Here is a 15,452-nt window from a genome sequence, read left to right as displayed (position 1 = left end):
AGACTTCAGCAAAGTGTAAACCTGTACCATCCATCTCGATGATGTTGCCTCGCACGTAACGCCTCCCCGGCCGAGTGGGGCTCGAGCCAGCTGTTTGAAATGGGTGCGCGGATAGGAGAGCCCATCCCCACCCGGGAACTCGAACGTCGCGCGGCCCGGAGGTAAGGTCGTCGGCGGGCCACTCCCCGCCCGGGCCGGGCTCGAACCATTGTGGCTGCTTGCGCACGGCGCCGTGCGATCCCCCGCCCGAACCCGGCTCGAAACGTGTCGGAGGCATTCCGTAAGCTAATCCCATGGCGCGCGAGATTGCACATGACGACTGGCCGAGGCAGCTGACCGACGCAGCGATTGCGGCGGTCGCCGGTGGTGTGACTTTCGCGCGTGGGCGCGCCTACTACGAGGACGGCATGGTCTCTCATCTCTCGATTGACGACGACGGCGAAAACATCACCGCCGAGGTGGATGGCTCACAAATCGACTCCTACCAGACCATGGTGTTTCCGGCATTGCATGGCAAGAGCGTTTCCTGGGAGGGGATATGCTCCTGCCCGGTTGCCAGCAATTGCAAGCACACGGTTGCCGTGCTCCTTACTGCGCGGCACGTGGCAGCAACGAGGGCTACTTCGGCAGCGAAAACCGGATGGGAACGTCAACTGGACGATCTGCTGCATAATGTGCCAGAACGCAGCCAGGTCGGGGGATATCGGCGTGTTGCCGTGGAAGTATCAACTGCGGAAAGCGCCGGGGATGTGGCACGGCGCAGGGCTGGCAGGCTCGGCCTATTGCCACTCATTGAGGGGCAGCGCGGGTGGCTGAAACAGGGGATTTCATGGCGAGCCATTCGCGACGGAGCACTTTCCGGCCAGGTCGCTCCGGCCGCGTTGTCGTGTCTGGCGGAGCTGGAGGCCATGGACCTCGGGCGCAATACGAACCGGAAAACTGATCGGATCGATCTGGAAGCACTTCCAATAGAAGTATGGGACGTCCTTCGGCGATGCCTGGATGCAGGAGTGACGCTGACGACGGCGCAGCGCAACGGGCAGCCGGTAGCGATTCGCGAGGGTCTGCAGGCCGGGGCCACGGTGTCGCGCCGGAAGGATGGCTCCGCCCTGATCTCCGCAAGGATGGACTGTTCAGCGATAAGCACGTTGACGGAGGATGAGCGCACGAATCCGGAATTGCATCCCATCGGGCTGCCGCCTCACGGGTATGCGCTTGTCGGTAGGGACGGGGCGATCAGCCTGTTGCCGCTAGATCCGCTGCAGAGCGAGGTACTTGGGCCGCTACTGCGCCAGGGTGGCGACATCGTGGTCCCACCCGACGGTGTGAAGCACTTTGAGGAGCAGTATCTGCCTCAACTGGCCGTCATCGTTCCGGTGGTTGGCCTGGATCCTGGGCTGAAAATACCGGAGCGTTCGGAGCCCATCGCGGTTCTGCAGGTGGCGATGGATGCTGCCAAACACCGTGCCGAGACATGCTGGGCCATTCGCTATATGACGGCCGGTGGCGAGGTGAAGGGGACGGTTGCTGTTCCGAGCCTGGCGGATGTGGTGGATGGCCCACTGCCTCATAAAGAGAAGCGTCGCGCGCTGCGCGGTGATGTTGACGCCGTGCTTGCAGAGTCCCTGGTGAGCCCGAACGGCCTCGTAGCTGGGAGTGTGGAGCCTGCCGCGCATAATACGGAGCCTGCCTCACGGAATGCCGCGCCTTCCCCGCGTGACGCCGAGCCAGCAGTACGGGACCGGCAGGCCGAGGATGAACTCGCACGCCGCGTTATTGCCGCCTGTCTGCCAGTGGTCGAAGAACACGGACGGCTGTGGGAACAGCGTGTTTTCGCGGGAATGAACACCGCGCGGTTCTTCACGCATGCCTTGCCGATCATGCGGGAGATTGCGGGTGTAGTCGTCGAAGTGCACGGCGACGTTCCCGAATATCGAGAAACTGAGGCCACGCCGCGTATCACGACGGCGATTTCGGACGACGAGGAGGACCTCGACTGGTTCTCGCTGCGGGTGCGAATACGTGTGGGCGACGAAGAGATTCCGATAGACGAGCTTATGACTGCGGTTGCCGAAGGCGCCGAAGCGATTCTCCTCGAATCGGGGCACTGGGTGGTGCTCGCGGATCACCCCGAGATCATCCGATTGGCCAAGTTGATGGAGGAAGGGCGGGAGTTACGGGATCCGGCATCAGCGGATGGAGGCGATCTGACGATCAGCCGCTTCCAGACCGGAATGTATTCCGAACTGCTCGACTTGGGAGCCGATAGCGAGGCGACGCCAAGGTGGCGGGAAGGCATGGAGCGTCTGCTGGCCGTTATTGCGGCGGCGGAGGCTGCCGGTGATGGCCGGGAGGCGGCTGCCGGTGATGGCAGCGCGGCCGCGGAGAAGAGCCAAACAGTAGAGCGCGAAGGTTTGACACAGCCCGAGAGTCACATAGTGGAGGGCGAGGGGGTTGTCGGTTCACCTGAGAACGAGTCAGGGGCGGGAGAGGGTGCTGTTGGCGTGACCGATAACGGGCCAGGGGCAGGCGGCGCTTTTGTTGAGGCAGGCGAAGATTCGCCACTGAACGTTGCGCCTCCCGCTGGTCTGCAGGCGACGCTCCGGCCCTACCAGCTCGACGGTTATCGCTGGTTGGCGTTACTGCAGTCCACCGGCCTGGGCGGAGTCCTAGCTGACGACATGGGCCTGGGGAAGACAATTCAGGTACTGGCGGCTGTTCAGCGGATGTTGGAACAACGCTCCGCCCCGGGGCCAGCAGCATCGAAACCAACCGCTCCGGGACCAACCGCCCCAAAACTCACGGCGCAGAGACCGACCACATCGAAAGTGGCAGCTCCGAAAGCGGCAGCCCTGAAGGTCGATGCGCAGGAACTAACCGCCCCGAGCCCGAGCACTCTGAAACTCGCTGTGCAAGAACCAACCGCTCCGAGTTCGGCCGCGCAGGGCCCTGCCGCCCCGGGCCCGACCATGCAGAGTTCCGCTCAGCGTGACTCCTGCACATCCGGCGATGGTCCGGTTCTGGTGATTGCCCCGACCAGTGTGATCGGCTCTTGGATGGAACAAGCGGCTCGATTCTGCCCTGCCATGCGGGTGCACACCGTCACACGTACCCGTGCCAAGCGTGATAGGAGCCTGAATGAAGTCGTCGCGGAGGCGGACCTCGTCGTCACCAGCTACACGATCATGCGCCTGGAGCAGGAAGATTTTGCCGCTGTCGACTGGGCCTGGGTCGTGTTGGATGAAGGGCAAACCGTCAAGAACCCTCACTCGATGACGTACAAGGCGGTGCGGCGTCTGCGCACGCCGTCCACTATCGCCATCACGGGCACTCCTTTGGAGAACACGCTGATAGACCTTTGGAGCCTGCTGTCGATTACGGCACCGGGGTTGCTTCCCGGTGTGGAGCGTTTCGCTGAGGTGTATCGGCGTCCCATTGAGCGCGGCGACGACGGCGTCCTGGCGGCACTCCGGGCTCGGGTCCGTCCTTTCCTGCTTCGCCGCACGAAAGAGCAGGTTGCTTCCGACCTGCCGCCGAAGATCGAACAGGTGCTATTCGTCGAATTGGATGCTGAGCATCGGCATGCCTATGAGCGTCGATTGGCACGGGAGAGGCAAAAGGTGTTGGGCCTGCTGGAAGAAGACACGGCGCAATCACGGTTCACGGCGCTCCGTTCGCTGACCATCCTGCGGCAAATGGCGCTCGACCCGGCGCTGGTTGAAGAGGTCGATCACGAAGATGGCGATACGGCCGCGGCAGTTGAGCAACCGAAGTACACGGCAAAGATCGAGATGTTGCTGGAGATACTGCGACCGGTGGTCGCAGAGGGGCATAAAGCTCTCGTCTTCAGCCAATTCACTCGGTACTTGAGCGGCGTGCGTTCTGCACTTGACACCGAGGCAATGCGTACCGCTTATTTGGACGGTTCGACGTCGGACCGGCAGGAAGTGATTGACGCGTTCCGCAACGGTGACGCCGATGTCTTCCTGATATCCCTGAAGGCGGGCGGAGTTGGCTTGACTCTCACCGAGGCGGACTACGTGTTCCTGCTTGACCCGTGGTGGAACCCGCAGGCCGAAGAACAAGCAGTTGATCGCACCCACCGGATCGGGCAGGCTAGGCCGGTGATGGTCTACCGCTTGGTATCCGCCGGAACGGTGGAGGAGAAGGTCATGGCGCTGAAGGAGAAGAAGGCGGAGCTCTTCGATCGAGTTGTGGAGGGCGCCAAGGATGCGATTGGTGCCGGGGCCGAGGCTGGAGTTACTGGGGCCGCCAGGGCTCGCGGCGTTGGTGGCGGAGGTGTTGCCGATGGTGGTGTTACCGACGGAGAAGCCATGGACCATGCTGACTACACTGACGATGCTGGTGTCGCTGCCGATAGCGGTGCCAACGGCGGCGCTGACAGCGGACCGTTGGCCGGGGAAGGCAGCTCGATCGGCGTGGGCGGTGTTCGACTCACCGCTCAAGAGATTCGAGACCTCCTCGACGGGTGAGAACGCGTACCGTCGTCGCTATCGAGGCCGTCTTGCTCGGCGCACGGATGCGCGGAATCTGCTGCGCCGCAGCCGCCTGCTGCACGCGGGAGCTCTACCCGTGGCGGCTAGGCATCGCGCCGGGCCGAGGTGTCGCAGCCGTGTTCCTTGGTCGGATGTAATTCTGTGGTGGCTGGGTGTAGCGCTAAACCGATGCTGGGCGAGATCACAAGACGGCATTTAGCCGTATTAGTGTGAAAATCGCAGAAGTAGTCCCCAAGACGATACCGATGATTGCAAGAGATTGCCCACGCTGTCTCTCGCGATTAGCGGCACCGATCCCGACGCCTCCGGTGATAATCGCTATTGCACAGGTGACAAAGAAGAGTGGCAGTAGCAACGAGACAACGCCCATGACGGCGCTGACCGCGCATGTTTCGTTCAGGCTTTGCAGCTCGCGGCGACTGGAGCCTCCGTAGGAGCGTTGGGACGCGGTGGCTGGAGGCTGTCGGCGGTTGGCGCCCGATGCGGTCGAGCTTCGTTGCCTGTAGCGCTCGGCGTCGTCAATGGGAGAGGCGTAATGAGATGAGCGCGTGGTTGTAACGCTGCTGGTTGGCGAGCTAGTTCCCTGTGTCGCTGCCGCAGTACTGCCGGAACCCGGTTCGCGATCGGCGCTGGGATTTGGCTTGCTACCGCCGTCTGGTGTGGTAGTTGCACTAGAGTTAATGATCGTTGCTGTGCCGCAGCGTGGGCAATAATTGTAGTCTTCGGTTAGCTGTGTGCCGCAGTGAGTGCAAAACATGTGGTCCTCTCTGGTGTTGAAGAGCGGTGTTATGGCAGATTCCTGCGGAATTGCCGTAACAAGTTGAGGATCTCCGACAAGCGCCGGTGAGTGCCAATTCGATAGTACCCGTATTGCGGCGTGACTAACCACCGGAGTCTGCTGTGGCAGGCGGGCGGCAGGGGTATAGGGCCTATGGTGTGACGGGCTCTTGACCCTTGCGAGTATGTCGCGTTTAGCGTGTACGATACACCGCTGCCACATCGCTCGGGCCAGACCTCCTCCACGGCCTTGCGCAGAGCCCAAGTGGGCATTGGAGGTACCTATGCGTGTGTGCCTCACACTGCGTCCTTCGAGGGCCTGCAAGAACCCCTGCCACGACGCGTTGCACTCGGCGTTGGTACACGTGAAGCTCAGGACGTGGCGTCGGCCCTCGTCGCCCACGCCGATAGCGGTCACGAACGTCTCGGACCGGACCCGACCATTCAGGCAACACTTCAGGTAGGTCGCATCAAGGACGAGATAACACAAGCGCATGCCCGACCAGTCCTTGGCGAGGAACGCGTTAACCTCACCATCAATGATGGCGAACAGCCAACTCAGCTGGTCCTTGGACAACGACTCCACGCCGAACTTTGTTGCTACCTGCTCCACCTTGCGCGTCGAGGTGCCAGCGACGTGCATCTCGGCGTCCGCAGCAGCCAACGCCCGGTCGGTCCGGCTTCACCGCTCGGGTACATCCTGCGTCATCGTGTTCAAGCTGACCATCGTTACTCCTTCCCTGTCCGTTTTGGCGAACCGACATTCTAGAACAAGCGATGGTCTCCCCTCATATGTCACAATCCGCGACACGATCACTGCTGCATGCGGGCAGCTCTGACCCGTGGCGGCTAGTCATGTTAAGGCGATGCTGGGCGAGATCACGATACCGCACAGCCGCATGAGCGTGAGAATCGCAGAAGTAGTCCCCAAGACGATACCGATGATCGCAAGAGATCGCCCACGCTGTCTCTCGATATTAGCGACACTGATTCCACTATTTCCGGTGAAAATCGCTATTGCACAGGTGACAAAGAAAAGTGGAAGTACCAACGAAACTGCGCCCATGACGGCACTAACCACGCATGTTTCGTTCAGGCTTTGCAGCTCGCGGCGACGGGGGCGCCCGGTGGAGCGTCGGGCCGCAGTGGCTGAAGGCTGCTGCCGGTTGGCGCCCGATGCGGTCGAGTTTCGTTGCCTGTAGCGCTCGGCGTCGTCAATCGGGGTGGCGTGATGCGCTGAGTGCGTGGTTGTAACGCTGCTGGTTGGCGAGCTAGTTCCCTGTGACGCTGCCGCAGTACTGCCGGAACCCAGTTCGCGATCGGCGCTGGCACTTGGGGTGCCACCGGTGTCTGGTGTGGTAGTTGCATCAGAGTTCATCGTCGTTGCCTTGCCGCACTGTGGGCAATAAAAGGACTGTTCGGCGAGCTGCGTGCCGCAATGAGTGCAAAACATGTGGTCCTCTCTGTTCTGGCCGTTGAAGAGCGGAGTTACGGCAGAGTCCTGCGGAATCGCCGTAACAAGCTGAGGATCGCCGACAAGCGCCGGTGAGTGCCAATTCGATAGTACCCGTATTGCGGCGTGACTAACCACCGGAGTCTGCTGTGGCAGGCGGGCGGCAGGTTCGGGGCTTGTGGTGGCGCGGCCTTTCCGGAAGCCAATTCGATCCGCCACTAGGTGGCGGCAGCGCGTCTAGTGCCGGGCTACGGCAAAACGTGGCCGGCCGCGCGGTACAGGCCGTACCATTCTGCCCGCGTGAGCGGGATGTCGGAACCGGCGGCCGCAGCGGCGGCGTGCTGCGGCGTCGTCGTTCCAAGAACCACTTGAATTCCGGCGGGGTGCCGAGTGATCCACGCGACCGCAATTGCTTCCGGAGCCACGGCATACTTATCAGCCAGGTGCCCCAACTCAGCATTGAGCTCGGGATAGTGCGGCGAGCCGAGGAACGTGCCGCCGTGGGCCGGCGCCTGCAGCGGGCTCCAGGCTTGCAACCTGATTCCGTTCAGACGTGCATAGTCGACGACGCCGCCACCGTCGCGCGTGATTGCGTCGTCGTGCCCGAGCATGTTGGACGCGAGGCCCTGCGCAATGATCGAGGCGTGAGGTAGGGACAATTGCACTTGATTGACGATGATTGGCTGGGCAAGCGTGTAGCGGAGCAGATCGATCTGCCTGGGCGTGTGGTTGGAGACGCCGAAATGTCTGACCTTGCCAGAGGAATGCAGATCGTCGAAGGCGCGGGCGACCTCTTCCGGCTCGACAAGGGCGTCGGGGCGGTGGAGCAAGAGGATGTCGAGGTAGTCGGTGCGCAATGCGCGCAGCGACTCGTCGACCGAGGAAATGATGTGCGTGTAGGAGTGATCGTAGCCGGGCGGGTCGGTAATGATTCCGGTCTTGGTCTGCAGGATGATCTGCTCGCGCTCGGAAGGCGCGAGGCGCAGGGCGTCGGCGAAGCGGCGCTCGCAATAGTGCAGGCCGCCACCCGGGTGATTGAACCCATAGATGTCGGCGTGGTCGAAGAAGTTGATTCCTACTTCGCGTTCGGCGGCATAGAGCGCGCGGATCTCGTCGTCAGTTTTGCTGGCGATGCGCATCATGCCGCCAATGATGTTCGAGGCGGGGAGGTTCAAAACCTCGACGCCGTGTGATGCGGGTCGGCGCGAGGGTTTCGTGTGGGAGGAGTTTGCAAAAGTAACGGTTTTCATCGCTTGGACTCCTGAACAAATGGCTTCCGGAATAAAACGTGACGTGTTATGCCTGATCGTATCTGCTCGGCACTTGCTCGTGTAGCTTCGGCATCCGTTCCGGCGTTTAAGTCGCTATGGGTCAGGGAAGAAGACATCCTCGATGCGTAGGTCGAACGTAGCTGCGATGAGGAAAGCAAGCGGAAGCGAGGGGGAGAATTTTCCCTTTTCGATGGAAATGACGGTCTGCCGACTCACGCCGAGCACCTCCGCCAGGTGCTCCTGCGACCATCCGCAGCTTTTTCGCAACTCTGCCAAGCGATTACGCATCTACCTCACCTTGTGAAGCAGATAGCTCACAAGGAAGGCGATAGCTGAGAAGGCAGCTATTGCGGCCAGTGTCCAGGACACTGTCGCATTCCATTTGCTCGCCACACCGGACCCAACACCGCATACAGCAAAGGTTAGGTGAAAGGCGTCGAAGGCTGCCTTCGAATACCAAGTGCTCTCCACGCTGTTTTCGGTATCGCGCACCGCACCCGGTAGCGTGCTGCGGTCAACGCACGCAACCCATACCAGCCCTGTGACAGACGGGGCTAAGAATGCCGCGAGGATGATTGCGGCTACCCACTTATTCGGTCCGTCGGGATTGTTGAGAAGTTGCACTGCGGCAAGTGCCAGGGCCACAGAAAGGCCGATGGGTATTGCGAGGCGCAGAGCGGGCGTGCCGTTTGGCCTTATGCGCCCGAATCGATAAGTCTTTTCGGCTGTTCGGCGTGCGGCGGTGTCATTTGGGCCTACCGTGCTTCGCGTAGCCGACGGTACAGCATCCATCGGTACTCTTTCATTGGTGGATGTTTCTGTTGGCGTGTGCCTATCCATTGTTCCTCCTTGCATCATGTGATGTTCCGTAAGATCTACTGCGCCCAAGATCCTTGTGGCGCGCACTCCACTTTTCTGCGATCTCCTCTGAGCAGGGCTCTGCGGAAAGCGCCCAATCTCTGCTTCTGAGCCCTTCGGACACGTGTCAGTCGGACCGCCTATCGATTGCACGTGCGGCACTCATATCGACTCGATACGCCGTGCGCCTATATTGCCCGGGTGTGGTCGGTGTTTAACAGCCAGGTGGGTCGAAGGCCTTCCATCTGGCGGTGTCGACCTGTAACTCGTAGGTTCACAGCACGAGAATTGTAAAGGTAACTTTACGTGAAGCTCACTTTACATGCAAGTGGTCCATGACGGCGTTTGAGCATGGTGGTCATGGGTGGCCGGGGCAATGGGGTGACTGTGGTGACGAGGCGAGAACAAGTGGTAGTCGAAAGGACTAGACGTGCTGAAGACATATCCAAACGGCAACTATCGTGACCAGGTCAATTGAAGGAATGGTGGGGTCACGCGGATTTTATAGGTTGCCGGAATCGTGAGTCTCGCATGCAGACGGGATCTTGAGGCTCTTGCTCGCGCCAATGCTGTGCTGTTTTCTTCTCAAAAGACGTCGCGGGAACGAGGTGCTGGCCGGTTGCGGTGCACGGACAACGTCTTCCATATCGGTACTGTAGGTGAGCATGTCGTCAATCAATGGCAACGGGTCCATGTGTCACCTTATTTCTGTAAGTCCGGGACAACTTCGAATGTGTTCAGATTACCTCGTCCACGTCTCAAAGTGAAGGCATCGGGACCCGTCTCCTCGCTGCGGCCCGCTACCGTACAGGGACCCGCCGCCTCGCCGGGGTCTATCCGCCTCGCCGTCGCCCGTTGCCCGACCGTGGCCTGTTACCGTACCGAGGTCCGTTACGTTGTCGGCGACCCGTCACCTCACCGTGGCCTTGCCGCCTCGCCGTCGCACGTTCCTCACCGGGATTGGTCACTTCGCGTGGCCCAGCCGACCCGCCAGGATCCGGCCACGTCGCTCGTATACGCGCCACCGAAAAGGCAAAACGAGTGGCAGTACATGCGCATAACGTGCAAGAATCCAAATTGGAGAGAACAGAGGAGCCCTGTAGTGGCCGGATGTGACGACCACGCCCCGCTCAGTGAGGAGAAAACGATGCTCGAAACAGACTTCATTGCACTTAACCCAAACCCGCTGGTACGTACCCTAGGCAAGTCGCCGGAGAATTTCACCCGCGCCGATATCGCCCGCTTCGTCGCTGAGAATGACATCTCAATGCTCACCCTGCGCTACGTCGGGGGTGACGGCCGCCTCAAAGCTCTCAACTTCGCCATCCAATCCGCTGCTCACCTCGACCGCGTGCTGACCATGGGGGAGCGGGTCGACGGCTCATCGCTCTTCGACTTCGTCGACGCCGCCAGTTCAGACCTCTACGTCATCCCGCAGTTGCGCACGGCCTACGTCAATCCCTTCGCCGAGATCCCAACCCTGGAAATCCTGTGCGGCTTTTACGACGTCGGCGGTCACCCCCTCGCATCGGCACCCCAGCAGGTGCTCCGCAAAGCGCAGCAGGCGCTCGAAGACCAGACCGGTTGCCGCCTGGAGGCACTCGGCGAACTGGAATACTACCTCTTCTCCCGTGAAGAAGAGCTCTATCCCGTGGAGCCACAGCGTGGTTATCACGAGGCCGGTCCCTTCTCGAAGTGGCAGGAGATTCGCACCGAGGCGATCCACCACTTGGCGCGCATGGGTTGCACCGTCAAGTATGCGCACGCCGAGGTGGGGAACTTCGTCGACGACGGACAGCAGATGATCCAGCAGGAGATCGAATTCCTGCCTACCGATGTCATGCGGGCGGCCGATCAGATGGTGCTCGCCAAGTGGGTGGTCCGCGAGGTCGCCAGCTCCTACGGTATTGAAGTGTCCTTCTCGCCGAAAATTGCCGTCGGGCAGGCCGGATCCGGCATGCATTTCCATACCCGTCTGATGAAAGATGGCATCAACCAGTTCTCGCAAGGCGCCGGTCTGACCGGCCAGGCACGGCGGGTAATTGGCGGGTACCTTTCTCATGCGGCCTCACTGACCGCCTTCGGCAACACCGTGCCAACGTCATTCCTGCGCCTCGTCCCGCACCAGGAGGCGCCTACCGCAATTTGTTGGGGCGACCGCAATCGGTCCGTTCTGGTACGCGTGCCGCTTGGCTGGCAGAACATCGACGACAGCATGTTCCGCGATGCGAACCCGCAAGAAGGGTCAATTGGGGCTCTGCCCAATGATTCACAGACCGTTGAGTTGCGTTCCCCGGACGGCTCGGCGAACGTGCATCTTCTGCTGGCGGGGATCACAGTGGCGGCTCGAATCGGCCTGACCGATCCCGCGATGCTCGACTACGCCAACCAGCGCTACGTCAGCGGCGACGCCTCGAAGATCGAAGGTTTGGATCAGCTGCCCACCTCCTGCGCGGAGGCTGCTCGCAGGCTGTTGGATCAGCGTGGGAGCTACGAGGCCTTCGACGTGTTTCCCGCCGGCCTTATAGACTCCTGGGCGAATCGGCTTATCGCCCTGGGCGACGACAACCTGCGTGAAGACATCGCCGAGGCGCGCGTTGAGGTGGAGGACCTGGTAGACAGGTACTTCCACGTCGGTTGAGCTCCGTAGATATCGGGTTCCTTCCGGAGACTAAGGCGTCGGCCTCGGGTGCGGATGGGATGCGGAGCATGCCAGCAATCACCGCAGATTGCATGCCCGCTGGCTTCATGCGTGGACGGACTGCGGTGCCATGACGGCGAACGTCTGCGGACGCTGGCCTCACGTGCGGACGGGCGTCGGGGTGGTTGTGCGCACGTTAGGATGCGGGATTGGGTCCTGCATAGGTACGGGCGTCGGCCGTTGTGGGCCTGGGGTGGTGCAGGCCTCGAGAAGTGTAGGCGTCAGTTGGTGCAGGCCTCGAGAAGTGTAGGGATTGTCGAGAAGTGTAGGGAAAAACCCGACACTTCTTGAAAGACCCGACATTTCTCACGGGCCGGGTCCCTGGATGCTCGTCACGATACGGTAGCCTTGGCGTTTCTTCCGCCCGCCTTGGCATTTCCTGGGATGTGCTGGGCTCCGAATCTGCAATCCGTGACCCCGGCGTCCACAATCCGACCGCCCAACTTGTCCAGCACCCTGATCTTGTCCAGCACCCTGATCTTGTCCAGCACCCCCATCCAACCCGGCGTCCACAATCCACGCCCCTGTGGCCTGGCGCACATCACCACACCCGACAATAATGCCCTGTTGCCACTATCCACGCACCCCGTGGCCTGGCGTCCTGCCGCCTGTGGCCTGGCGCACATCACCACACCCGACAACAATGCCCTGTTGCCACTATCCACGCACCCCGTGGCCTGGCGTCCTGCCGCGCTATCCGTATCCTTGCCCCGCGATCACCCTGTGCGAACGAGGGAAATAAGAGTCCTGTTACTGCCTATAGTGTCTGCATGACAAGTGGATACGATGACGCTTCCCAGACCCTGCAGGCCGACCTTCTCGTCCTTGGCTGGGGCAAAGCCGGAAAGACCCTTGCATGCGACCTCGGTTCGCGTGGGCAGCGCGTGGTGCTGATTGAACGCGACGACGCCATGATTGGCGGCACTTGCATCAACGTAGCCTGTGTTCCAACCAAGGACCTGATCGATTCGGCTGAGCACCGCGGCGACGCGGAGCCATCCTCCTACCTGCAGCGGGCGATCGCCTCACGTGATTCGCTGATCGACAAGCTACGTGCAGCCAACCGCAAGATGCTGGAAACGGTTGATACCGTAACCCTGGTAAGCGGCGAGGCGCGTTTTGTTTCACCACACCGCGTGCGCATGCGCGCGGGAAACGACGTTCTCGACGTCGTCGCCGACTCTATCGTCATCAATACCGGAACATCACCCGCACTGCTGGACGTCCCCGGCGCCAGTCTGGGGCATGTCCATACCTCGCAATCGATTCAGCATATTGAACATTTGCCGGAGAATCTGGCGATTATTGGCGGCGGTTTCATCGCCTTGGAGTTCGCGAGCATGTTCGCCGCCTTCGGATCAGCAGTCCGCATCCTTGAGCGCTCGGACACTTTTGGAGCGCGCCTAGATGACGACGTGCGCGACGCCGTCGTCGGTACACTTGCGGATCGTGGGGTGCAGATCGTAACCGGCGCGCAGGTGCAGGCCATCGAGGTGGATTCTGTGATGACCTCCGCAGGCCGGATTCCTGCCGATGCTGTGCTGGTTGCTATTGGCAGAGTGCCGGAAACACAGGCTCTTCACCTCGAAGCAGCGGGCATCACCACTGATCAGCGCGGTTATATCCCGGTTGATGACCACCTTCGCACCAATGTGCCCAATGTTTGGGCCGTGGGCGACGTCAATGGAGGCCCGCAGTTCACCTACATCTCTCTGGACGACTACCGAATTGTGCGCGACCAACTCGTTGGCGACGGGGAGCGTTCGGTTGCGGATCGCGTAGCGGTTCCGACGACGACGTTTATCACCCCGCCGCTGGCACAGGTGGGTTTGACGGAACGCGAGGCGCGTGAGCGCGGCATCGAATATCTGGTGGCAGCTAAGGATATTGCTGCGATTGCAGCGATGCCCCGGCCGAAGATCGTTGGCGAAACGCATGGGTTAATCAAGGTGCTTGTGGATCCGGAAACTGATCTGCTGCTGGGGGCGACGGTGTTCAGTGTGGATTCGCAGGAGTTGATAAACCTGCTGGCGCTCGCGATGCGGGCAGGGGTAACGGCCAGCGCGTTGCGCGATGGTATATGGACACATCCCTCTAGCACCGAGGCTCTGAATGAGGTGCTCGGAGGTCTGCATCCCGTGGGCTAGAAGGTCTCTAGGTGCGTGTGGCCGTGGGTGACAGCGGTGCTGACCAATGGGCACAGGCTGTACGCGGGTTTCTAGGCGCCTGTGACTGGGGCTGCCAATATGCCACCACCGGCAACGTGCAGGCTACGTGGAATTGCAGGTGCGTGTGGTTGGGGACGGCAGCGGCTATCCCGTTAGCCGGGTAGGCTTCCGCTGTGCCTCTGTTTCCGCTGGCAATGGCGGTCGTTATCCTGCAACTCAGAGGGTTTTCGTGCCATCGCTTTGGTTGTGGCAATAGTGCATTCGATGTGCAGGCGCGCTGCACCGATCTTGCTCTTGGTTAAGCTGTCGCGATTCGGGGAGCAGGCGCAGGGGAGCGTCTTGTCGATTTCCTATGGCCCGCTTTGTTTTGGGTCCTCGCGTGTCACGCTGCAAGGGACTGCGCCAAGAATAGCCCAGAGAACTTTGTTCTGGACTGGAGTCACCCTTTGTTCCGCAGGAGCGGATGCAGAAAGGAGAATGCCGTGGCACAGGCGATAAGTACGATGATCGCAATGAAAGGTGCAGCCGTGTTCCAGCCGTACACGCTGGTGGAAAGAATCGGCGCTATCGCGTAGGTGACGCCGTTATTGGCATTGATAAGGCCGGCCATGGATCCCTGCTCGTCAGCAGACAGTGCCATGGTCGGCCCCGTGTTATAGCCAGGGATGGCCATGCCGATACCCAGACCGCCCGCAATCGACCCCGCGAACAGCAGGATGTACGACGACGATGGCAGTAGGCATGCCATCCCAATGGTTGTCAGGAGGAGGCCATTGCGTAGAAGGCGCTGCGAATTCCAGTGCAGACGCGGGACGATTCCTCCCTGCATTGCCACCATTGAGACTGAAAGGACCACCATGACCGCGGAGGTGATTCCCGCAGTGGAGGAGGAGTTCAGGCCGAATCGATCCTGAATGGCAAACCCCAGTAGGGTCTGCATCGAGGAGAATGCCAGGAATAGGATGAAGTCGGCGACGAGGAAGGGAAACGCGCGCGGATCGCGATAAACGATCTTCTTCGGGTGGTCCAAGCGGCTCTGTGCGCTCTCTGGTTTAAAGAAGAAAGCGACGACGAGCACGCCGATAATCATCAGCGATGGCATGACGGAGACCGGAAGGAGTAGGCCGCCGGTGGCGGCCAGCGCCCCGCCGACAACGCCGCCGACGATGGTTGCTAGGCCCTGCGCCGCGCCCGAAGCGCCGAGGAGTTTCACCCTTTGTGCTTCGCTGTTGGCATGAGTGACGAAGTATGTTTGCGTGGTTGGGAAGATGGCTGAGATGCCGGAGCCGTAAAGGAGGCCACGCGTCAGAATCACTCCGGTGACGAGTCCGGGGCCGACCCAGATGCCGCGGATCCCTAACCACGCCAGGGCAGCAAAAGACGCCAATGCGAGCGAACCAACACACATCGAGATGATGAAGATCCGTTTCGGTCCGACGATTTGTGACCGCCGCCCCCAAAATTGGCTGAGACAGGCGAGCGTAATGGCTGCGAGCGATATTGCGGCGCCGATATGCCATTCTTCTAGGCCCATCTCACGTGAGAGCGGGGCGATGATGGGGTTGAGGATCATCTGGCCCATGTAGGCCAGAAATACCGTCATCAAGACGATTCGCACCTGAGCGCCTTCCTTCTTCGTTTCTGATGGCATGTGAATCCCTTTCTGGCCAATACGGATTATGTGGCGACTCGTGGTGCCGCCACACA

General features: G+C 60.9%; 9 protein-coding genes. 4 read left to right on the top strand and 5 right to left on the bottom strand.

All coding sequences use genetic code 11. From position 1 onward, the window contains the following. Positions 1 to 293 precede the first annotated feature (293 nt). The gene (locus EKN07_RS03010) at positions 294 to 4,493 is read left to right on the top strand and encodes an SNF2-related protein (protein ID WP_126145592.1); all 4,200 of its coding nucleotides are present in this window, start codon (positions 294 to 296) and stop codon (positions 4,491 to 4,493) included. A gap of 1,093 nt (positions 4,494 to 5,586) precedes the next feature. Further along, complete coding sequence (locus EKN07_RS12950; protein WP_240611370.1) at positions 5,587 to 6,063, top strand: hypothetical protein; 477 nt, start codon at positions 5,587 to 5,589, stop codon at positions 6,061 to 6,063. 84 nt (positions 6,064 to 6,147) lie between these two features. Here the strand turns inward: EKN07_RS12950 and EKN07_RS03000 are convergent, their stop codons facing one another. From EKN07_RS03000 to EKN07_RS02985, 4 genes are all read right to left on the bottom strand, one after another. Beyond that, positions 6,148 to 6,672: a hypothetical protein gene (locus tag EKN07_RS03000; protein ID WP_126145591.1), complete on the bottom strand. Its 525-nt coding sequence runs from the start codon at positions 6,670 to 6,672 to the stop codon at positions 6,148 to 6,150. A 323-nt stretch (positions 6,673 to 6,995) separates the two neighbouring features. Then, positions 6,996 to 7,997 (bottom strand): aldo/keto reductase, encoded by a 1,002-nt coding sequence (locus EKN07_RS02995; protein WP_206435654.1) that lies wholly within the window; start codon positions 7,995 to 7,997, stop codon positions 6,996 to 6,998. A 114-nt stretch (positions 7,998 to 8,111) separates the two neighbouring features. Then, positions 8,112 to 8,306, bottom strand: a complete 195-nt coding sequence (locus tag EKN07_RS02990) for a helix-turn-helix transcriptional regulator (protein WP_108715116.1) — start codon at positions 8,304 to 8,306, stop codon at positions 8,112 to 8,114. After that, the gene (locus EKN07_RS02985; protein WP_125482414.1) at positions 8,307 to 8,858 is read right to left on the bottom strand and encodes a hypothetical protein; all 552 of its coding nucleotides are present in this window, start codon (positions 8,856 to 8,858) and stop codon (positions 8,307 to 8,309) included. Positions 8,859 to 10,023: 1,165 nt separating this feature from the next. Between EKN07_RS02985 and EKN07_RS02980 the strand changes: the two genes are divergently transcribed. Both EKN07_RS02980 and EKN07_RS02975 read left to right on the top strand, forming a co-directional pair. Continuing rightward, positions 10,024 to 11,517, top strand: coding sequence for a glutamine synthetase family protein (locus tag EKN07_RS02980; RefSeq protein WP_108716621.1), 1,494 nt, complete (start codon positions 10,024 to 10,026; stop codon positions 11,515 to 11,517). Between the two features lie 830 nt (positions 11,518 to 12,347). Then, positions 12,348 to 13,724 (top strand): FAD-dependent oxidoreductase, encoded by a 1,377-nt coding sequence (locus tag EKN07_RS02975; protein WP_108715119.1) that lies wholly within the window; start codon positions 12,348 to 12,350, stop codon positions 13,722 to 13,724. 460 nt (positions 13,725 to 14,184) lie between these two features. Here EKN07_RS02975 and EKN07_RS02970 read toward each other — a convergent pair whose 3' ends face one another. Beyond that, positions 14,185 to 15,396: an MFS transporter gene (locus tag EKN07_RS02970; protein ID WP_108716622.1), complete on the bottom strand. Its 1,212-nt coding sequence runs from the start codon at positions 15,394 to 15,396 to the stop codon at positions 14,185 to 14,187. Between the last annotated feature and the right edge of the window lie 56 nt (positions 15,397 to 15,452).

Origin of the sequence: Actinobaculum sp. 352, assembly GCF_003957265.1 — a bacterium.
Taxonomy (GTDB): Bacteria; Actinomycetota; Actinomycetes; order Actinomycetales; family Actinomycetaceae; genus Asp313.
This window is presented reverse-complemented; position numbering and strand designations above follow the sequence as displayed.